The following is an 18,901-nucleotide window of genomic DNA, read 5'->3' as shown; positions in this document are numbered from 1 at the left end:
TTCGAGGTAACTTTTCTCGTTAATGAAGCCGAATCTTGGCACCGTTAACGGTTGTATAGTCCTCTGGATGTGTTTGTTCCCGCGGCGGAGAGGTTACGGTTGCTCCGGCTTCTTCAAGCATGAGCAATGCCTCTTGGTTATACGTCATTTTGGCCAGCATAACTCCTTGGTTTGGGTCTGCACCGCTCTCCAGCATCAATCTGACAATGTCGAGTTTGTCATACATGATCGCGAACTGAAGACCGCCGTTGATATCGGCCCCGTGCCGAATCAATAACTCCACTGCTTTTATTTGTCCCCTCTCGATTGCATCTTTCAGTGCATATGGATCATCGGCAACATTTATGCCCGCTTCAATCAATAATTGAATGACCGGTACCGGATCATCAACGTAATTTATGGCGATAGATAGATTGCCAACGAGTATCTTCTCCCCGCTTCCGTAGTTCGCTTGCTCATTCGGACTGGCACCATGGGCCAGAAGTTTTCTTATCATGTTTATGTCGCCGTTTCTGACAGCAAGATTCAATGGTGTGTACGCAGAATCGGTATGTGCATTCGGATCGGCCCCGAGTTTCAACATCCAGTCCACCATGTTCATGTCTCGTTCGTTTACTGCGGATAACAATAACCGTTCCTTCGGTATGAGCTTGATGATCATTACGACGGCAATACAACAAGCTAGCAAGGACAACATGATCTTTATAAACAGCCTCACTGGTTACCTTCCTTTCAATGCTTAGTAGTATCCGGCTCTCATCTTGTCTTCGATGTTAGTCGCAATCACAAGCAAAATTACGCCAACAACCAAAATGATGAATCCGATTCCGATTTGTGTTCTCTTCTTCTTTCTAATCGAAGCAATGATATGTACAATGCCGGAAACTTCCGAAACAGCACCGATGATTTTTAACAGCAATGCCAAGGTTGCCATTGAATGTACCTTCTTTCGTATGTTTGGAGTGAAGTCTTAATGTAAATAGAGGGAGCACAGCGGCTCCCACAGATTGATTAGAAAACTACAAATTGATGCGACGAATCGCTTTATTGTCGTCATCATAAATAATGACGTTACCGTTGCTGTCAAAACTCAATTGACTGATTTTTTTGATCGGATTGCCGTCGTTGTAGGTCAGGGCATTGCCGTTGATGAAGATGTTCAGTTTACCATCTGTGGTTAACTCATAAATTGTCGTACCGCTGGATAAATAAAACTTCCCTTCATAAGCTGTAAGACTATCAAAGCTCATATTGTCAAATTTGATGACTGACTCTACTTTTCGAGGGAATAGATGAATCTTACTGAGAGTCTTATTGCCAGTGTCAAAAACATAAAAGTCTGAATCTGTTAGAACCGCGTCACCTTTGCCATATTTATTATCTTCATCCCAATAAGACGCATAGAAATTAGTCCAAAACTTCACTCCAGTATGATCGTTGCTCGCGGCAATCCGAGTAACTTCCGAACCTGTCTCCCCTTGATAAACAAAAGATTCACCACGATCACTTTCCGTCTCTGCATATACAAGTGTTTTGTCATTTAAGAATTGAAAAAAGTTATAGGATTTGTATATCGAGCGATATGAATTCAGATTATATACTGCCATTTGTACTGTTGGGTAGATTTCGTATATTAGTTCACTGGCATCGTTCATCCCTAATAAATAGACTTTATTGCTTGCTTGATTGTAAACCAATTTTTTCGGGATTAATTTCGTGTAGTCGTAGTGGACTGCTTTACCGTCTTTTCTATAATCCCAGTCGAATGAGCGGTCTATTGTGATGGTTTCGACTGTACCATTTGATTTATTAAATTTGCGGACTTTATTTTTATTGTCTGCACTGTCAAGAAAGAAAATGTTTCCGTCTCCATCAAGAGTCATGCTCTTCACTGACGATATTTTTGCCTGTCTGACCGGCCCATCTACAATACCGGCCCCCATCCCGCCAACAAGTGTATCCACGCTGAATTTCGCCGCCTGCGACGGTTGTTGCGGCTGGCTTGGTGCTGTTTGTCCCGGTTGAGTTACGGGCGGTGTAGGTATTGTTGGGGTTATCGTCGATTGGTCGCCCCCTCCTACGCCTTTGTTGTCGTTGCCATACATGAATGCCCGCCACAGCAACGCGGCGGCTTCGGCCCGGGTGATGCTGTTTTGCGGACGGAACGTTTCATCGGGATACCCAGAAACAAGACCGTTCTCAACAGCGATGGCAACGTAGTCCTTCGCACTTTCCGAAATGCCCTCGTAATCCTTGAACATTGCTTCGATGATGGAGCGATTGGCCAGACGTGCAACATCGTACCCCTTCAGTTTGACGATGGCGACGGTAATATCTTCCCTCAACGCCGGTGCTGTCGGATTGTAAATGTACTCACCGTTTGCCGCCCTGTAACCGGTAAGGTAGTCTTTGGCGGTCTCAATCCAAGGCGAATACCAGTCCGTTACCTTTACGTCGCTGAACGACGAATAGTTGACTTTTTTCGCTTGCAGGCCAGCCGCTTTGACGATGATGGTTGCAAATTCAGCACGGGATATTGTGTTATCCGGACGAAACTTATGATCCGGATAACCTTCAAGCACTTTCTTGTTCACCATTTCTGCGATATATTTATACGCCCAATGGGTGTTCGGCAAATCGGTAAACGATACTGTCGGCGTATTCTGCGGCATGTTCTGAAGCTCTTCGCCGTATTCAACAGGAGCCGCAAACATCGTTCCGGTCAGGGTGAATATCATGAGGATTGCTATTAGTGCAGATGCGATTTTCTTATGTACCATTTTCATTCCTCCGTAAGCTATGAATCTACTGAAAAAACAGAGCTACATTATCAATGGACTGAAGGATAGGATAGGATAGTAGCGTAGGATGGGCATCATGGCCATCTTTTCTCCTTGTCCCTTTGAATATGGTTCACATTCATCTCTCATTTCGGTTGCTGATAAATGTCCCCCCTTGATAGAAATTGTAGAATCTTGGCAGATGTATCCAAGGCAATTATACTACAAACTTCACTTTTAAGTGTAGTATTACCAACACTATGTTAGGATAAAAGTCACAATCACACTCTACTAAGCTGAAGTAGAGGTGATACATAATGGATTTCAAGCAAATGGTAGGTGAACAAATCCGCAAGATTCGAAAGTTAAGAGGCATGACGCAGGAACGTCTGGCGGAACAATCCGGCCTTAGCTTCAGCTATATAAGTGATGTTGAACGTGGAACCCGCAATATATCGCTGGAATCGTTGGGCAAGATTATCAATGCTTTGGGTGTAAGGCCCGCTCAACTGTTTGAGGATATAGATGAAATAACGGAGAACTCCGGCAATGACGAAATTCGCAACAAGATCGAAGACTTGATCACTTTACTGAGTGAGCGTCAAATTGAAGAAGTGGACTTTGTTCTGACGTTGGCCCGTGAATTTCTAAACACCATTGATCGGAAGAACCGTTGAAAATATCGTATGCACAGCATTAATCGGCCCTATATAGAGGAAAAATGATATGCATTTTCCGGCGGCACCCCCATGCATAATTGAAGGCGGGGGGCCTGCCGTTTCATGCCCTACCCGGTTGCATAGGACTGTTGTCTGCTCATTTGGCAGATAGCAGTCCTTTTTTTGTTTTTCAGGCGATAAAAACCGTTTTGACAGCGAGGACACAGCGGCAAGGTGAGAGGCTTGCCAAATCACAAAGAAAGGAGGTGGTACCATGCGAGGTGGTACCATGCTTCGGAAGCGATTATCGTTGATCAGAATTGCCGTTTTGGGAAAAAACCTTCATGACGGTAATCAGCGAAGTTCAGTCAATACCCAATCATTCGACAGCGGCAAAGTGAATTGTGATGACTGCGGAAAGGTTTTGGATGTGCAGGAGGGAGAGGACATCTTTGTTGATGCATTTGTTTATTCCGTGCCCGAATCCAGAGTGGTATGCAGTGAGTGCTATGTGAAGTACGACAAGCTTTTGCCCCGCCGCTGAACACTAACTGAAATTGATGGCTTTATGTTGAAAAAACAATAAGAAAGGAAGATGCAGAATGTTGATCAACGTGTATATCGCCAATCTGGCGAAATACAACGAAGGGAAACTGGTTGGCCGTTGGGTCACGTTGCCAATGGAACGGCATGAACTGAAGCAATGCATCCGGGATGTGCTTGGCAAAGACGAAGAATACGCGATTCATGATTATGAATCTCCCTTTGCCATTGGCGAATACGAGGATGTGTTTGCCATAAATGATGACATGGAGATATTGAACCGTTACGACGACAGGCTGGTCGTGGCACTGTGTGAATTTCTAGGCAATCGTGACGAGGTGATTCAGGCATTGCAGACCGGGGAATTCATAGTGTACTACGACATAGATGATTTGGCCGATGTTGCGGAGCAGATGGTGGAGGAAGGACTGTTCGGCCATGTGCCGCCGTCGGTGATCCCATATCTGGACTACGGCAAGATCGCCCGGGATTTACAGCATGACGGATGGTATTTGAGCCGTCAGTTGCGGATTGCCGTGCGGTTGCAGTCCTAACAGCCTGACATTTAACTCAATATCGTTGATTTGCCTGCTTGAATCAAAGCGGGTTATTTGTCGTGGGCATTTGACAGTGAAAATCACCGGTTGTGAGAGTGCCGGAACATGGAAGGGAGGTGAACGCAAATGGTTGTACGCAGGGGTTTGCCGGATGAATTGCAGACGTTATTAAAGCGGCTGGTCGCCAACGGCAGTGTGCGAATCGCGGGCACTTTGCTGTACGCATGGTTCAGACGCTGTTGGGAGTTGGACGATGAGACAGCGGCCTATTACATGCGGCGATACTTTGAAAAGTATTTCAGCCGTCAACTCCAGTCTCACCGGAAACATGCAGGTGCAAAGTGATCGTAGGTTCCAGACTAAGGCAAGGAGGTGAAACGAAGATGAATTATCAAGCGTTCAAACGCAACAGCCAGAAGGAATACCTTGGCTTTTGTGAACAGAAAGGATTCGTGTACAGCGTGCAGATCGACAGTGACAAATACGCTGTAGTTGCCCTGAAGAACGGGCAAGTTGAAGTCTTGATCACGTACCGCGTGAAGCACGAAGTATCCGTCTAATGTTGCTTTGATGGGCAACGATGGACGGATTTTTTATTACTTGGGAAGGAGGTGATTCGCATGAATCGTCTGCAAACGCTTCGGAAGCAGAAGCAATTCTGGCTGTCGGTGAAACGTATGCTGGACAAAGATGCTCCAATGCATTCCGAAGAAGGATTTCAATACGCCCGCGTGCTGACGAAACTGGTGCTTATTGAACTGGAGATCGAACAAATTGAAAAAGAAAAAGCCGCCCGGTAAACGGAGCGACTAAAGAAAATAAGCTTACTTAAAGAATACTCGGTTTTATCACATCACGCAATGGGAGAGGCCGCCGCGGCTTCTCCTTTTGCATTTTATGGAGGTTAAACACATGAACATTAACCATACATTCAAATCTCTTCTTGCTGAGACGCTTCGTGAATCCGCCAACAGCTATCTGGTAGAAAAAATCGTTTCTCATTTTAATTCTCCGCAACAACTACTGGACGTAACCGAGCAAGAATTGTTGAGCATTCGTGGTATCGGTAAAGTGAAAGCGAAGCAGATCGTTGCCGCCATCCAACTTGCTAAGATGATGAATGTACCGAAAACAGAGCCGACAATCATTCGCAGTCCTCGGGATGTTTTCGAGTACCTCCGTTGGGAAATCGGTTATGAGCAGAAAGAACACTTCATCGTGATCTTTCTTTCGACTAAGAATCACATCATTGGAAAAGAGACGATCAGCATTGGAAGCTTGAATAGTGCAATTGTCCATCCTAGAGAGGTCTATAAAGCGGCCATTCGCCGTTCTGCATGTTCCATCATCGTTTCGCATAATCACCCTTCTCAAATATGTACGCTTCCTAGCCCAGAAGATATTCAGCTAACCAAACGACTTGCTGAAGCTGGTGAAATCATCGGTATCGAACTTCTGGATCACGTCATTGTCAGCGGTTCAGATTATACAAGTCTTAAGGAACGCGGCCTTCTGTAACGAAACAATTCATCGTCATTTTTCATCATCCGCATTATCAACAGCGGTTCGCTCTTATCGGCGGGCCGCTGTTTTCATTTCACAATGAAAGTGAGGCAACAGATATGCGTAAACAATGGTTGGAAGAGTACGAGCGTTTGGTGGTCGCCGCCGATGATCTGCATCATCGCATTGATTCGTGCGGACGGCTGATTGATAAACTGCTGGTTCATGTATATCGCGGCGAGCATGATGACCATGAGGCCCGCATTTTGATTCAAGTGTTGGCGGAGATTCAGGCCGACGTGATGCAGAGGTATTATCATATACGCCTTCAGAAAGCGATTCTCGCCCGGTTTATCGATGGGCTTCATCCATTTCATTAAGCATCATCAAATCACACATTGGAGGACGATCTACATGAACAAAAATGACGAACAGCAGTTTTTACCGGTGGCGGTGCAACAAGCAGATACGGATAGCGTTGTCGGGCTTCATCCGCAAATTATCGTCGTCGTTGGTACTATTGAAGCCTCACTTCACGATGAATCCACAGGAGGTATGAGGAAGATTGAATGCATCTTCGAATTGACAAATGAACGCTTCGAGATTATAGCATTAGAAGACAATAATGCAGTTAGCGGACGAAGTAAAGCAGGCTTCTTCTGGCGGACTTTAGAAAAGCTGTGCGGCGGTTGGCGAGTTCAATTCTTCAATGCATGTGACTCTGCCGCTGACCATTACAAAATGATGATCGACCGGGCCGGAAGGATACTACTAATCAACGCGGATGTTTTGCGGATGCCATACCGTACTCTGCTGAAGTTGATTGGCGGATTACCGCGAATGATCGAAATGGCGTTAAGGAGCGTAAAATCCGCTGTAGATGAACTTAGAGTGCCGAGAGGCATAAAGGGTCTATCGGCTAGTAAGAACGCCCGTATTAGCCTCGTAGCAAGCGAGAAAGGCTTGCAGTTTCCATCCGGCTTTGTACTGAGTGCCGAAGAGTGGATGATGCGAGTTACATCAATTGACACCGAGCTTTGCATCTTTGCTGGCCGACGCCGATGGATTCATCGGCCTGCGGTTATATTGCCCTTCTATGCGTACAAAGTAGCTGTATCTGTTGAGGATGACGCATATATGGTCGCTTTACCTCAAGATGTTTTACAAGCATTAGGGCCGGGCTTTGAGCTTCAATTTGATGAATACGCCGATTGATTCTACAAGAAAACCAATCGACATGCCAGTAATGGGAAGTTGGGCGGCTCGTTTGCACTCGCCGCCCGCCACCCATTACTTCACAGCGATGTGTCGGGATAGAGTGGCGATACTCAAAACAAAAGATCGCCCCTTCCGTCCCCGTCCGGGGAAACGCAAAGGATTACCACCCTTTGCAATCCCGTCACTCGCCGTGTGGCGTACCTTAGCTAAACGCTAAGGACAAGACATTAGTGTTGGCGTTAGAATCCGCTCGTCAAGGCTGGTACAAGCTCGGCTTCGCCTCGGCCTTGACGGCTTTCTGCCAGCCATTCGCGGTACGGTTGGAGAAACAATACATGATCGTTATGCTCTGCCAGCAGAATAGCCGGAACTGCAAGTAACTTTTTCAAATCCGAGTAATTCCGCGAGAACGATGCGGGTGAATAATACTGCTTGCATCCTTCATAGCCACAAGTCAAAAAAAGGTGAAGGAATCTCAGCAGGCGTTCTTTATTTCGTATTGAGGTCTGAGTACTCCTGATGTACAGCTTGATTTCCTCCATCGAATAAAACATCGGCATTTTGGGCAATTTGTTGGCCCATTCCTTAAGCAAGCCGTAAAGCTTGACATCGTCGATAAGCTCATGTAATAGTCGCTTTTGGCTGATCTTTGTCATCTGCTCCCGGGTAAGATCAAATCGATAACTGAATATGCCCTCAGAAATGCGAATGTTCCTGGTGTAATCACTTTTGGCGAAGGAATCGGTCAACTGAAAAAGCTTTTTACCTTGTCCGTGGAATGCTGTCAGAAAATCGGCTTTGGGGCCTAAATGGTATACCCATCTACTATCTGATTGGTATCGAATGAATTCTGTTTTCGGAATATCTTCGTAATAGAAAATCCGATTTCCGAGAAAGACATTTTGCCCAATAGTGAGCTTGTCAACAATGCAATAAGGGAGTTGATTAATGTGAAGCACTTGCTCTGGCCTGATATAGTACCAATTGCAGATGTATTGTTGAATTTTAGTGATAAAAGAGCTCACATTTCCAATCGATAGATTTTCTTCGTACTCCCCAGCCGCAAGCAGAGAAGGAACATCGACCCGCACATTTACAACTTGCAGAGGTGCGTTGCGGACTCTTGGCAACTCGACAGAAATATCAAGGTTGGACTTACGCTTTTGCAGATGCATTGCTTGCTCTTCATCCAGATCTACAAACATGCGAAATTCAATGTATTGAATCATGTATTTTTACCTCCGCTGTATCTGAATTGGAATGAAGTATGTTATAATTTCATTAGTCAATTTATTGGATGGTCGTTTCCTCAGCTCGCCTGCTGATGGAGCGACTTTTTTTGTTCTTAAACGAATCTTTATGGACTTTGAGTGGTGGCAGGTCAACTTCGGAGAAAAGAATCTCATCCATCCCGAGGACTTCCTTTAGCTTGTTGTAGTTGTCGTAGTAGGTTGTCCTCGGGTATTTATTCTTGCAATAGCCCTTGCCATAAAGATGCAATTCGGAGAGAAATGCAATCAGCATGTTTTTCGTCCTGACGTTGAGGCTTGTCCTGTTTATGGCGTCGAGCATGCCCCTTATTGAAGAATGCTTAATTGGTTTCGTTAGCCCCAGAGAACTCAGACCGTCTTGAAGTACCTTAACGGCAATCTGAGGGGTCAGCAACTCAATTGCCCGCCTTGAGGGGCTGAATTTCCTCATTTCATTGTAGGTAAGTTCAATCTCGTACCGTAGCAAGCCTTGAGCATCTCGCAGATGTTGTGCTTTATTCGGGTGAGTTGACATCTGATCCACTTCTGCCCGCTTATCGTAAAACTTATGGATGCTCCGGTTCTTTTTTGATTTACGTTGATAGGCGACGGATTCCAGTTTGTTGCTGTCGGCGGCCCTGAATGGGACAGTCTTGTACCCGCCGGGCTTTTGTATGCCAGACAGCAGGCTGAGGTAATCCTGTATCAGCGGGCCGACATTGAAGTTTTTGCAAACATGCAGTTTTTCGACTTCCCATTCGCTGTAATGAGGCACTTGCGAAAGGGGAATCTGCAACATACTTGCGACAAATCGGCGGAGCTTCCTAAACAGGGGCTCAACTTCAACTTGCTTCAACTCGTAGACGTTGCTTCCGTACAGAAATCGCGGCACCGATAATTCGAGTTTCAACCACGCCCTTTTCGGGTCATCTTCCTTGTATTTGTAAATAAGGCGTGGTTGGGTGTCATCGTACTGGTCAAACAACTCGCATGTGACGAGCCCTTTTTTCATGGTTTTCTTAACTTCGCTCCAAGAAATTTGCTCAATTTGTGCTTCTGTAAGTTTAACCGCAATGTCGAATTTCGTTGTATCTACCAAGGTTTCGTCCTCCTTCAGTCCGTAGTCCCGAACGGTTTATGACCTACTTAGTGGGAACAGCATTTTCTGTATTCAATTTCAAAATTATTGAGTACAACCATCTGTCCCGGCTGGTGGATCACGATTTTTGTGCAAATAATAATCAATGATCAGAGCAAGCTTGGACAGAAAAAGTTGCTCTACACGCCGCCGCTCTTGAAGAAACTCAACTAAATCTTGACTATCTTCAGGAGCAAATGCATTTTTTGTGTCAATGAAATCATATGGCTTTCTTGACACCCGACATCACCTCTTTTTATTGTAAAGTATTTTATTTACAGTTCTTGATTTATATTTTTAGCATAATGATTTCTTGTTGTAAAGTTTTTATTTTACGATTATACTAAGTTTGAGGTGAAAACAATGAATATTGCAGATTTAATAAAATCGAAGCGAGTCAAAATGGAACTGAGTTATCGGGAGCTTTCGGAAAAGACCGGTGTATCTCATACCTACATCCGGGATGTAGAAACCGGTAAATACGCACCGTCCTTTGAAAATGCAGAAAAGTTGGCGAATGTACTTGGAATCGAGATGGAGCAAATTGTTTTATTGACATACCAAGCCCAATTTCGCCAATCACTTTTTGACCTGATCTCGACTTGTCATAAGTACAACGTCAAAATGCCTTACGACAAATGGTTGGAGACTAGTCTGCCTCTACAACCGCTGAATCGTGAAGATACTATGATTCACGATTTTGCAATGAGTACCCTTAATCGACTCCATAATATTGCAGACCAACATGAACTCACTGATCGTATAAAATTGCTGACCGAGCTATCTTCACTGCAATATAACCATCAGATATTCTCATGCATCTCTGACATTCTACACATGATAACGGTCACGTTATTAAAATTAGGCAACGACCAGACCGAGGACATGTTAGAACAAATTTCTAAAATACTAGAAAAGTACAGCAACGAGGTGAGGAATTGATGAATAAGAAAACAGCCGCTATTTATGTTCGTGTAAGTACAGAGGAACAAGCAACCGAAGGGTTCAGCATCCAAGCCCAACTATCTGAGTTGGAGCGTTATGCATTGCAGAATAATTTAGACATTGTGGAAAGGTACATAGACGAGGGATTTAGCGGAAAAACCATTGAAGGCCGTCCGCAAATGAGGCGATTACTAAAGGAGGTAAAACAACGGCAATTTCAATCAGTCCTTATATACAGAACTGACCGTCTTTCAAGAAGAACAAAGGACTCCCTTGAGATTATTGAAATATTTCAAAAGAACAACATTCAGTTACTTAGCATTACTGAGAATGTTGACCTCTCAAACCCGGTAGGCATTGCGATGTTTCAGATCATGAGTTCTATCAATGAGCTCGAACGCAATACCATTATTACTCGTGTCAAAATGGGTATGACTGAGAGGGCCAAGCAAGGCAAGTACAACGGTGGCATTGTCTTAGGGTACGACGCTGTTAACAAGGAATTGATAATCAATGAGGATGAAGCTCATATTGTACGTACCATCTTCAATTTTGCCGAACAAGATATGGGTTTAAAAGCCATCACACGCAGATTAAATGAGATGGGATATAGAACGAAAAAGGGCAATCCATTCAGTACTCTTTCGGTTAAAAACATCTTAAATAACCCGATCTATATTGGGAAAATTCGTTTTAATCAATTAGAAAACTGGGCTGAAAAGCGGCGTAGCGGCAAGAATACCGACTACATCCTTTCCGACGGCAACCACGATCCAATTATCTCTATCGAACAATGGGAAAATGTTCAGCGAATCATGAAAAAACGTTCATATAAGCCAGTTCGTTCTCATACTCCATTTATTCTTGCAGGATTGCTACGATGCCCAGAATGCGGACACGGGATGGTTGCAGGGCGTTCTCCAGGCTCATCCGGACGAATTTACCGATACTACAACTGCGGTCAATACCATAATAAAGGTAAAACGGTTTGCAGTGCTCATGGGATTCGTGCCGATGTGGCGGAAAAACAAGTTTTCGATGAGCTCTCCCGCATCGTAACAAACGATCTCCTTCTAAAAAAACTGGTGCAGAAGATTAATACGGACAGAATGAATGCAGAGAAACCGCTTCTCGAAGAAAAGAAGCGTATCGAAAGCAAATTTGACAAGACACTAAAAAAACTCAATAACCTCAAAGAAAAAATCATAGTGGATACCGAGTTATTGGACATGTTTAAGCCGAATCTGATCGCACTTCAAGACGAGTTAAAAACTCTCCAGCAACAACGTGAAGAGTTGCTTTTCCAATTGGACAATCGGGAATCTGAGCCAGTGGACTTCAATTCACTGAAGAAATTGCTTTCAGACTTCTATAACGTACTAATGAGCGTCGATCCCAATGAACAAAAATCCCTTCTTTCGCTGATCATCAAGGATATCCAAATCACAAAAGATTCGCCAAGAATGATTGGGCGACGAGTAACAAAAATAAACTTGCTCTTTGACTTCACGATTGAAGCACTGCAATCCGATACTTATGAGTTGTTAAAGAGGGTCTATAGCGACTATGATTTTATCGCTGATTTTGACCCTCGCTTGCTGGATGGTGTAACCCTTGCAAATTTTCACAAAACCGGGCTCGGGGAGGTGATGAACTCCCTTAACATTTTACCATTAGCGATGATACGGTTCCCCCCGATTAATTTTCACCGCGCGGTAAATCTGCTCGGTGAGGACGAGGCGCATGAGCTGGTGGGGCAGCGTCATGCGCCCGAACGACAGCCGCTGCTGCGCGCGGCTGAGCACGCTATCGGCGAGCCCGTGGCTGCCGCCGATCACAAACGCGACATGGCTCGTCCCGTACGTGCCGAGCCGGTCGAGTTCGGCGGCCAGTTCCTCCGAACTCCAGAGCTGGCCGCCGATGGCGAGCGCGATGACATGCGCGTCGCTCTTGATCTGCGCGAGGATCCGTTCCCCCTCGCGCTCCTTCACCTGAAGCACCTCCGCCTCGCTCATCGTCTCCGGCGCTTTCTCGTCGGCAACCTCGACGATTTGAAACTTCACATAGGGCGTAAGACGCTTCGCATACTCAGCGATCCCCTGCACCAAATACTTTTCCTTCAATTTGCCGACGGCAATGATTTGTATGTACATGTTCAATCCCCTTAGCTTCACAAGTGTATCAGCGGATCAAAGCCGCCCAATCCGAGAGCAAATTCTGTAGGCAGCCTGCCCGACTAACCGCGCTGATCCGCCGCCATTTTTCCCTCTGCCGATCAGAGTTCCCGCTTATGTTCGAAGCGCCCGCTTCTATTTTTTCTCGCCATCATCCATCCCGCAACCAGCGTCCAGACGAACACCGGACCGGCGGTCAGCGGAAGAAGAACCAGACTCCAATCCGGGAGCAGCAGCGCGGCCGGGATGCCAATCGCCCCCCAAATGCCCGCGGCGATGCCGATCCAAGACATCAACTGGCCCATAGGCGCACGATCCTTCAACCCTAGCCAAACCCCGCCGAGCAGGCAAATGCCCAGCCAGGCCAGCAGCATGGCCAAATCCCCCGCCATAATGCCGAAAGCAAACAACCCTACACCGATCGCATCCGCGCCGGAACCGGCAACACGGGCCCATTGCCCGGACAAGACCGGTGTCACGGTCATTTCCATAGCCAAGATGAGCATCCAGATCGTCAAACCCGATACAAACAAACCGGAAGCAAGCCCCGCGGCTGCCTTCTCCTGATACATCCCCGCGGCGGCCGACCATCCGCCCAGCCACAGCAGCACTGCCGTCAGCATCAGCGCATGATCCCACTGCCAGTACGTCCTCATCTTATCGACCATGGCCAGCGCCTCGTTACCGGCCCATGGATTCGTCGCGGGCGGGTGCATCAGCGTAGCCGCAAGCATAAGCAGCCCGCCGAAAAGGATACTCACCCCCGCCAACCTTTGCAGCGTGTTTTTCGGGTTCATTGACCTCACTCCTCCGGGAATCTTTTTACTTACTCGTTAGATTGCTCCGGAGTCTGCCTATTTAGGCGGCAAACCTGCCCAAAAGAAAAAGGCCGCTTTCCCCCATGGAGAAAACCGCCCCCGTTTCCTCATACCACCAAAAACCGCGCCTCTTGCTCACATTCCTGGCACTTCACCGGCGGCTCCCAGTCGATGAACTTCGTGTGCTCCAAATCAACCACGTCGGGCGCCTCCTCGAATTCGTCCACGAACATATCAATCGCCAGTTCCACATGATCCTTGCAAACGACATACATAAATTCCAGGCATCCTTTCTCTTCCAACCGCCTGCCCGGCGGATCTTCACGTAATTACAGGTTGTCCTTTATCCTTTCTACCATACTCCGCGAAAAAAAGGAACCGCTCAAGCCGCATGCAAAGGGCAATTCCTTGTTCCTGTTAACTTATTTTTCTCACCCGTACCTCGAGTATGGGATCAATATAGCATATCCGTTTTACTGTGAACTATTTTTTATCGTATTTGCAATTTCAACTAAATCAGAAATATCATACAAAGGAACAAAGGCCCCCTGCTCCACCTTGGTTGACGCTAAGGCGTAGGTTAAACCTTCATATCGCCAATATAGCCCGCTAAAATCCCGATTACTTTGAATCCAGGTTTGACTCCCGTTGCTTAATTTGGGACCTTTTTCTCCTTCGGGCTTTGAGTTGTCCTTTGAATTGGAAATGGATAATATTAGCTGCTCTCCAATATCAACATTTGCAAAAGTTAATCGAATGATATCAAAAGGCGCAGGAACAATCTCAGCCGCTCGATGGGTAACCCCAAAAGGTGGCGAGGGAAGTTGAACCTTAAAAGGTACTTCAAGCAGGATTTCTTCAAAAGATTTGGAATTTTCTGAGCCCGGATCCCACTGTACACCATCTTTTGCTATTGTTAATCCTGCATAATTTTTCGGTTTTTGATCGATATTCACATCCCCTGGAACAGGCGGGGCATCAGTTTGTTTTCCCATCATGCATCCGTTAATCAACAGGAAAACAGCAACTAGCCACAAATAAAATATTTTTTTCAAGCCTGCATCTCCCCTCTGTTCTTTTCCTAAAAGGAACGGTCACCTAAATAAAGAAGATTCCGGCTACACCCCTCGTCGCCTTGCTCTACGGCTTTCCTGATGTAACGGAATCTCTATCGTTCCTGCGGCCATAAGCCTTGGACAAGTCAATTATTTATCTTCAAGCCCCGCGTCGATCTCTTCGTCCGACGGCTTGTCGGTCAGCTTCATCATGACGCTCTGCAGCTTACCGTCCCGGTAATAGCTAACCTGCAAATCCTCGCCGATTTTCTTGTTTTCATAGAGATAACGGCGCAGCTCCATCGTCGAATTGATCGGCTGCTTGTCGAGCTGAATGATCACGTCGTTCAGTTTCAGCCCCGCCGCCAGCGCCGGACCGTGGGCCTCCAGCACAATGACGCCCTCCGTAACGTGGCTCGGCAGCTTCAAATCTTGGCGCTGTTCGTCGGTGATCGGCGAATACGGATTATCCAGATCGAGCGTATACACGCCTATATAGGGGCGAACGACTTTGCCGTGCAGCAGCAGATCGTCAACCGTCTTCATCACATCGTTCACCGGAATGGCAAAGCCCAGCCCTTCCACGCCGGTGTCGGCGATCTTCATCGTATTGATCCCGATCAGCCGCCCGTCCAGGTCCACCAGCGCTCCGCCGCTGTTGCCCTCATTGATCGCCGCGTCGGTCTGAATCACTTCCTGCTCCCAATCGTAAACCCCGTCCTGGTTCAGCGAGACCGGTATCATCCGGCTCGTATTGCTTACGATGCCGGACGTCAGCGTTCCCCTCAGCCCGAGCGGATTGCCGACCGCGATGACCGTCTCCCCGGCGCGAAGCTTGTTGGAATCGCCGACGTCGATCACCGAATGGATTCCTCTATCGCCGATTTCCAGCACCGCGATATCGTTAATCGAGTCCTGGCCGGTCACTTTGGCCTTATGCGAAACGCCGTCGCTCGTCACCACTTCCAGGTCCTCGGAACCGCTAATGACATGCGTATTGGTGATAATGTAGGCCTTGCCTTTCGCTTTCTTGAAAATCACGCCCGAACCGAGCGCCGCCCGCTCGGGATCCCCGTGCGACAGCTCGCTGTGATTCAGGATGCTGACTACCGCCGGAGCCGCCTTGGCCGCAGCCCAGCTGATCCGGTCGAACGGATTCGCGGAATTCGGGGCCGCCCCCGCCGAAGCGGTTTCCCTGGAGGTAGTAGAAGGAAGCCCCACAATAAAACTGAATAACAAAACGGCGACAACCGCGCTTAACACGGAAGAGATCAATGAGATTTGCAGCGTGGACAGCCCTTGCCCGCGCCGCACCTCCAGCCAACGACGTTTGCCGTCCTCGGGCATACGCAAGCGTCGCCGCCCCGGCACTTTCGTCGAATAAAAATCATCGTCAAACAATCCCATCGTCTTCTCCCCCTCCATACTCTGTCCCTGATCTCGGCCGCCATTTTCTTTAGAACGCTTCACGCAAAACAAAGGTCCCCTTCAACTTTATGCCTATAAGGCAAAGCCATATGTCAGGCGCTCATCAATTCTCCTGACGCCGCGCTGCGCTTACAGGTTGCCGCCACCATGGGGGTTTTGCGTTTTTTTCTTAAAAATAGGAATGTTTGACTGCGTTTCGGACTACACTATAGTAAAGCGATAGATTGATAGATTTATTTTACCATATTTTGATGGTACTGAAGCCTTTTTCTATCAGGTAATTTTCGGATTTTCGCCTTAATTTATAACTTTAAGGAGGTACCTATGAAATCCTATCATTCTTCGCCCATGAACGAAGTGAACGTTCTGGCCAAGCTGGCCGATATGAAGGAGGAGCATTACCATCAGCTGTTGACCCTCAGCGCGATGATCGAGCTGTTGATGGAGAAGGGGATCGTAACGCGCGAAGAAATCGAGAAAAAGGCGCTGGAAATCGACGGCTTTATGACTCCGCCGCCCTATCCTTCCGTTTAGCCGGCTCCCCGGCTCGGCCCCTGTTCTTCCGCTTTCGGCGGATGCTTTGGAAGCTGGCCTTTGCGCTTTAGAAGCGGCTTCTGCACTTTAGAAGCGGCTTCTGCGCTTTAGAAACAGGCCTCTGCAATGCAGACGGTCTGTTTGGACTGTCCGCCGCAACTCTGCCAATGCCTGCCTATAACTAACGTGTAATATAACCTGACACAAACAATATCTCCAGCGTGGATTTTTCATATTTTCAACCGGTGCAGGCCGGATTCCCCTCAAAAGCGCAAGACTCCCGTCAGCTATCCTTACAGAAAGCGATTCCAAAATAAAATTTAGGGTTGATTATTTTCCGCCGATCGCCTATGATATGGATAATCATCGAAGAAAAATTAAAGCCCTTTAATTTTATTAGCAAACAATCCTCGGTTATTTCTCTTTTTATAATTTATTTTTTAACAAAAGTTAAAGCGCTTTAACTTTATTCGAGAAAGGCTGGTGGTTCCGTGATTCATCGTGAAAGCCGGAGGCAAACGTTCTACATGTATTTGTTCATCTCTCCCTGGCTTGTCGGCTTCGTGGTTTTTGCCCTGTATCCTATCCTGGCATCGCTGTACTACAGCTTCACCGACTACGACATTATCCACCCGCCCGAATTCGTCGGTCTCGCCAACTACATCGAGATGTTCCACAACGATCTGTTCTGGCAGTCCGTGGCGGTCACGCTCCGCTACACCTTCATCAGCGTGCCGGTCCAACTGCTGCTGGCGCTCGGATTTGCGCTGCTGCTGCATCAGAAGCTGCCGCTGCGGGGGTTCTTCCGGACGGCGATGTATTTTCCGAGCATGGTCTCCGGGGTGGCGATGTCGCTGCTTTGGTACTGGATTTTCAATCCGCAGATCGGCCTGTTCAATTACATGCTGTCCTGGTTCGGCATTCCCGGCCCGGCCTGGCTGATGGACCCGGGCACCGCGCTGTACGCGCTCATCATCATGACGCTGTGGACGTCCGGCTCGGGAATGATTCTGTTCCTGGCGGGCCTGCAGGGCGTGCCGTCCAGCCTGGTCGAAGCCGCCAAGCTCGACGGAGCGGGACGTTTGCGCATCTTCGCGAACGTTACGCTGCCGATGATCTCCCCCGTGCTGCTGTTCCAGCTCATCATGGGGATCATCGATTCGTTCCAGGTGTTCACGCAGGCGTTCGTGATGACGCAGGGCGGCCCCAATTATTCCACCTGGTTTTACGTCTACAACCTGTACACCAGCGCCTTCAAGGAATACCGGGCCGGATATTCGTCGGCGCTCGCCTGGGTGCTGCTGATCGCCGTCATGGCCTGCACCGCCCTCATCATGAAGCTTTCCAACCGTTACGTTCATTACGAAGGAGGGAGACGATAGATGAGCTCTTTTCCGGCTCCCCCCCGCTCCGCAACTTCCACGGTCAGACCCCGCCAAAAACCGGACGCGGTGAAAATCGCCAGTCTTATTCTTTTGCTCGCGGCGACGTTCCTGATGCTGCTGCCCTTGTTCTTTATGGTTTCGACCTCGCTGAAATCGCAGCGCGAGATGTTGAAATTTCCGCCGACTTTTCTGCCGGAAAGCTGGAGCTTTGGCAATTACGCCGAAATCTTCGACACCCTGCAGTTCGCCACCTTGTACAAAAACAGCCTGACCATCGGCATCCTCACCGTCTTCGGCACGCTGCTGTCCTCGGCGCTCGTCGCCTACGGGTTCGCCAGATACCGGGGCCGCGGCAACGGGTTTTGGTTCATGCTGCTGCTCAGCACGATGATGCTGCCCTATCCGGCGATCATGGTTCCGCAGTTCGTGCTGTTTTCCAAGCTGCAATGGATCGATACGTTCCTGCCGCTGATCGTTCCGGCGTTTTTCGGGTCGGCGTACAACATCTTTTTGCTGCGGCAGTTTTTCGCCACCCTGCCCGAAGAGCTGTTCGACGCCGGACGCATGGACGGCTGCAGCGAGCTCGCCATGTGGTACAAAATCGCCCTCCCGCTGTCCGGGCCAGCCCTGGCGACCGTGGCGATCTTTGCTTTCATTTACAGTTGGAACGACCTGCTGACCCCTGTGCTCTACTTAAGCTCGTCCGATCTGTTTACGCTTCCGGTCGGGATGGCCTCCCTCACCTCGTCGCGGTTCCGCATCCCGCCGTGGCATCTGCTGATGGTGGCGTCCGTGCTTGCGATGGTTCCGATCGTCACGCTGTTCGCCGTCGCCCAGAAGCAATTCGTCGAAGGCATCGTACTCACCGGCATCAAGTCGTAACGGCCGCGGGAGCGTGCGGCAGCGAATTACCT

Annotated in this window: 24 protein-coding genes and 1 pseudogene; 14 read left to right on the top strand and 11 right to left on the bottom strand. The window is 47.9% G+C overall.

The features are described from left to right. Positions 1-19: 19 nt before the first annotated feature. The 3 genes from NYE74_RS03935 to NYE74_RS03925 form a co-directional block, all read right to left on the bottom strand. Positions 20-718, bottom strand: a complete 699-nt coding sequence (locus NYE74_RS03935) for an ankyrin repeat domain-containing protein (RefSeq protein WP_270618942.1) — start codon at positions 716-718, stop codon at positions 20-22. A 21-nt stretch (positions 719-739) separates the two neighbouring features. After that, positions 740-934 (bottom strand): hypothetical protein, encoded by a 195-nt coding sequence (locus NYE74_RS03930; RefSeq protein WP_041049469.1) that lies wholly within the window; start codon positions 932-934, stop codon positions 740-742. 85 nt (positions 935-1,019) lie between these two features. Continuing rightward, entirely contained in the window at positions 1,020-2,780 is a 1,761-nt protein-coding gene (locus tag NYE74_RS03925; protein ID WP_316560576.1) for an S-layer homology domain-containing protein, read from the bottom strand. Between the two features lie 317 nt (positions 2,781-3,097). Between NYE74_RS03925 and NYE74_RS03920 the strand changes: the two genes are divergently transcribed. The 9 genes from NYE74_RS03920 (at position 3,098) to NYE74_RS03880 (ending at position 7,257) form a co-directional block, all read left to right on the top strand. Then, complete coding sequence (locus NYE74_RS03920) at positions 3,098-3,457, top strand: helix-turn-helix domain-containing protein (protein WP_227872792.1); 360 nt, start codon at positions 3,098-3,100, stop codon at positions 3,455-3,457. 256 nt (positions 3,458-3,713) lie between these two features. Next, positions 3,714-3,983: a hypothetical protein gene (locus NYE74_RS03915; protein WP_124332272.1), complete on the top strand. Its 270-nt coding sequence runs from the start codon at positions 3,714-3,716 to the stop codon at positions 3,981-3,983. A 58-nt stretch (positions 3,984-4,041) separates the two neighbouring features. Beyond that, positions 4,042-4,536 (top strand): antirestriction protein ArdA, encoded by a 495-nt coding sequence (locus NYE74_RS03910; protein ID WP_124332271.1) that lies wholly within the window; start codon positions 4,042-4,044, stop codon positions 4,534-4,536. Between the two features lie 129 nt (positions 4,537-4,665). Beyond that, on the top strand, positions 4,666-4,884 hold the full coding sequence (locus tag NYE74_RS03905; RefSeq protein ID WP_124332270.1) for a hypothetical protein: 219 nt from the start codon (positions 4,666-4,668) through the stop codon (positions 4,882-4,884). A 38-nt stretch (positions 4,885-4,922) separates the two neighbouring features. After that, the gene (locus tag NYE74_RS03900) at positions 4,923-5,099 is read left to right on the top strand and encodes a hypothetical protein (RefSeq protein ID WP_170179998.1); all 177 of its coding nucleotides are present in this window, start codon (positions 4,923-4,925) and stop codon (positions 5,097-5,099) included. A gap of 60 nt (positions 5,100-5,159) precedes the next feature. Continuing rightward, positions 5,160-5,339 carry a hypothetical protein gene (locus tag NYE74_RS03895; RefSeq protein ID WP_124332269.1) on the top strand — a complete coding sequence of 60 codons (180 nt, stop codon included), beginning with the start codon at positions 5,160-5,162 and terminating at the stop codon, positions 5,337-5,339. A gap of 112 nt (positions 5,340-5,451) precedes the next feature. Then, positions 5,452-6,057, top strand: coding sequence for a RadC family protein (gene radC / locus NYE74_RS03890; protein ID WP_124332268.1), 606 nt, complete (start codon positions 5,452-5,454; stop codon positions 6,055-6,057). 104 nt (positions 6,058-6,161) lie between these two features. Next, positions 6,162-6,422, top strand: a complete 261-nt coding sequence (locus NYE74_RS03885; RefSeq protein ID WP_124332267.1) for a hypothetical protein — start codon at positions 6,162-6,164, stop codon at positions 6,420-6,422. A gap of 34 nt (positions 6,423-6,456) precedes the next feature. Further along, positions 6,457-7,257 carry a hypothetical protein gene (locus NYE74_RS03880; protein ID WP_124332266.1) on the top strand — a complete coding sequence of 267 codons (801 nt, stop codon included), beginning with the start codon at positions 6,457-6,459 and terminating at the stop codon, positions 7,255-7,257. A 242-nt stretch (positions 7,258-7,499) separates the two neighbouring features. Here NYE74_RS03880 and NYE74_RS03875 read toward each other — a convergent pair whose 3' ends face one another. The 3 genes from NYE74_RS03875 to NYE74_RS03865 form a co-directional block, all read right to left on the bottom strand. Further along, a complete protein-coding gene (locus tag NYE74_RS03875) occupies positions 7,500-8,489 on the bottom strand; it encodes a hypothetical protein (protein WP_124332265.1) in 990 nt (329 codons plus the stop codon). A gap of 61 nt (positions 8,490-8,550) precedes the next feature. Beyond that, the gene (locus NYE74_RS03870; protein ID WP_316560575.1) at positions 8,551-9,609 is read right to left on the bottom strand and encodes a hypothetical protein; all 1,059 of its coding nucleotides are present in this window, start codon (positions 9,607-9,609) and stop codon (positions 8,551-8,553) included. An 84-nt stretch (positions 9,610-9,693) separates the two neighbouring features. Continuing rightward, entirely contained in the window at positions 9,694-9,888 is a 195-nt protein-coding gene (locus tag NYE74_RS03865; RefSeq protein WP_124332262.1) for a hypothetical protein, read from the bottom strand. A gap of 123 nt (positions 9,889-10,011) precedes the next feature. On the opposite strand from NYE74_RS03865, the gene NYE74_RS03860 reads away from it, so the two are divergent. Together NYE74_RS03860 and NYE74_RS03855 are read left to right on the top strand one after the other, a co-directional pair. After that, a complete protein-coding gene (locus NYE74_RS03860) occupies positions 10,012-10,590 on the top strand; it encodes a helix-turn-helix domain-containing protein (protein WP_124332261.1) in 579 nt (192 codons plus the stop codon). Then, a pseudogene (locus tag NYE74_RS03855) lies at positions 10,590-11,627 on the top strand (recombinase family protein); the annotation flags it as partial. The gene NYE74_RS03860 and the pseudogene NYE74_RS03855, both read left to right, overlap by 1 nt. 639 nt (positions 11,628-12,266) lie before the next feature. On the opposite strand, the gene rlmH reads toward NYE74_RS03855, so the two are convergent. The 5 genes from rlmH to NYE74_RS03830 form a co-directional block, all read right to left on the bottom strand. After that, positions 12,267-12,746, bottom strand: a complete 480-nt coding sequence (gene rlmH / locus NYE74_RS03850) for a 23S rRNA (pseudouridine(1915)-N(3))-methyltransferase RlmH (RefSeq protein ID WP_227872814.1) — start codon at positions 12,744-12,746, stop codon at positions 12,267-12,269. A gap of 122 nt (positions 12,747-12,868) precedes the next feature. Beyond that, on the bottom strand, positions 12,869-13,564 hold the full coding sequence (locus NYE74_RS03845; RefSeq protein WP_036618332.1) for a hypothetical protein: 696 nt from the start codon (positions 13,562-13,564) through the stop codon (positions 12,869-12,871). Positions 13,565-13,692: 128 nt separating this feature from the next. Then, a complete protein-coding gene (locus tag NYE74_RS03840; RefSeq protein WP_063836288.1) occupies positions 13,693-13,860 on the bottom strand; it encodes a CxxH/CxxC protein in 168 nt (55 codons plus the stop codon). A gap of 198 nt (positions 13,861-14,058) precedes the next feature. Then, positions 14,059-14,640 carry a hypothetical protein gene (locus NYE74_RS03835; RefSeq protein ID WP_036618331.1) on the bottom strand — a complete coding sequence of 194 codons (582 nt, stop codon included), beginning with the start codon at positions 14,638-14,640 and terminating at the stop codon, positions 14,059-14,061. A 150-nt stretch (positions 14,641-14,790) separates the two neighbouring features. Continuing rightward, positions 14,791-16,047: a S1C family serine protease gene (locus tag NYE74_RS03830; RefSeq protein WP_036618330.1), complete on the bottom strand. Its 1,257-nt coding sequence runs from the start codon at positions 16,045-16,047 to the stop codon at positions 14,791-14,793. A 345-nt stretch (positions 16,048-16,392) separates the two neighbouring features. On the opposite strand from NYE74_RS03830, the gene NYE74_RS03825 reads away from it, so the two are divergent. The 3 genes from NYE74_RS03825 (at position 16,393) to NYE74_RS03815 (ending at position 18,869) form a co-directional block, all read left to right on the top strand. After that, positions 16,393-16,602 (top strand): hypothetical protein, encoded by a 210-nt coding sequence (locus NYE74_RS03825; protein ID WP_036618328.1) that lies wholly within the window; start codon positions 16,393-16,395, stop codon positions 16,600-16,602. Positions 16,603-17,129: 527 nt separating this feature from the next. Then, positions 17,130-17,984: a carbohydrate ABC transporter permease gene (locus tag NYE74_RS03820; RefSeq protein WP_051985157.1), complete on the top strand. Its 855-nt coding sequence runs from the start codon at positions 17,130-17,132 to the stop codon at positions 17,982-17,984. Further along, complete coding sequence (locus NYE74_RS03815) at positions 17,985-18,869, top strand: carbohydrate ABC transporter permease (RefSeq protein ID WP_341004588.1); 885 nt, start codon at positions 17,985-17,987, stop codon at positions 18,867-18,869. Positions 18,870-18,901: the final 32 nt, after the last annotated feature.

The sequence above is a fragment of the Paenibacillus sp. FSL P4-0127 genome (assembly GCF_038007325.1).
Classification (GTDB): domain Bacteria; phylum Bacillota; class Bacilli; order Paenibacillales; family Paenibacillaceae; genus Fontibacillus; species Fontibacillus macerans.
The sequence above is the reverse complement of the archived record's forward strand: the minus strand, read 5'-3'. Positions and strand labels throughout refer to the sequence as shown.

Bases quoted from the DNA above. Each gene is read 5' to 3' on its own strand.
- NYE74_RS03930 (WP_041049469.1), bottom strand. From the start codon at position 934: ATGGCAACCTTGGCATTGCTGTTAAAAATCATCGGTGCTGTTTCGGAA.
- NYE74_RS03925 (WP_316560576.1), bottom strand. From the start codon at position 2,780: ATGGTACATAAGAAAATCGCATCTGCACTAATAGCAATCCTCATGATA.
- NYE74_RS03920 (WP_227872792.1), top strand. From the start codon at position 3,098: ATGGATTTCAAGCAAATGGTAGGTGAACAAATCCGCAAGATTCGAAAG.
- NYE74_RS03915 (WP_124332272.1), top strand. From the start codon at position 3,714: ATGCGAGGTGGTACCATGCTTCGGAAGCGATTATCGTTGATCAGAATT.
- NYE74_RS03910 (WP_124332271.1), top strand. From the start codon at position 4,042: ATGTTGATCAACGTGTATATCGCCAATCTGGCGAAATACAACGAAGGG.
- NYE74_RS03905 (WP_124332270.1), top strand. From the start codon at position 4,666: ATGGTTGTACGCAGGGGTTTGCCGGATGAATTGCAGACGTTATTAAAG.
- NYE74_RS03900 (WP_170179998.1), top strand. From the start codon at position 4,923: ATGAATTATCAAGCGTTCAAACGCAACAGCCAGAAGGAATACCTTGGC.
- NYE74_RS03895 (WP_124332269.1), top strand. From the start codon at position 5,160: ATGAATCGTCTGCAAACGCTTCGGAAGCAGAAGCAATTCTGGCTGTCG.
- radC (WP_124332268.1), top strand. From the start codon at position 5,452: ATGAACATTAACCATACATTCAAATCTCTTCTTGCTGAGACGCTTCGT.
- NYE74_RS03885 (WP_124332267.1), top strand. From the start codon at position 6,162: ATGCGTAAACAATGGTTGGAAGAGTACGAGCGTTTGGTGGTCGCCGCC.
- NYE74_RS03880 (WP_124332266.1), top strand. From the start codon at position 6,457: ATGAACAAAAATGACGAACAGCAGTTTTTACCGGTGGCGGTGCAACAA.
- NYE74_RS03875 (WP_124332265.1), bottom strand. From the start codon at position 8,489: ATGATTCAATACATTGAATTTCGCATGTTTGTAGATCTGGATGAAGAG.
- NYE74_RS03860 (WP_124332261.1), top strand. From the start codon at position 10,012: ATGAATATTGCAGATTTAATAAAATCGAAGCGAGTCAAAATGGAACTG.
- rlmH (WP_227872814.1), bottom strand. From the start codon at position 12,746: ATGTACATACAAATCATTGCCGTCGGCAAATTGAAGGAAAAGTATTTG.
- NYE74_RS03845 (WP_036618332.1), bottom strand. From the start codon at position 13,564: ATGAACCCGAAAAACACGCTGCAAAGGTTGGCGGGGGTGAGTATCCTT.
- NYE74_RS03840 (WP_063836288.1), bottom strand. From the start codon at position 13,860: ATGTATGTCGTTTGCAAGGATCATGTGGAACTGGCGATTGATATGTTC.
- NYE74_RS03830 (WP_036618330.1), bottom strand. From the start codon at position 16,047: ATGGGATTGTTTGACGATGATTTTTATTCGACGAAAGTGCCGGGGCGG.
- NYE74_RS03825 (WP_036618328.1), top strand. From the start codon at position 16,393: ATGAAATCCTATCATTCTTCGCCCATGAACGAAGTGAACGTTCTGGCC.
- NYE74_RS03820 (WP_051985157.1), top strand. From the start codon at position 17,130: ATGTATTTGTTCATCTCTCCCTGGCTTGTCGGCTTCGTGGTTTTTGCC.
- NYE74_RS03815 (WP_341004588.1), top strand. From the start codon at position 17,985: ATGAGCTCTTTTCCGGCTCCCCCCCGCTCCGCAACTTCCACGGTCAGA.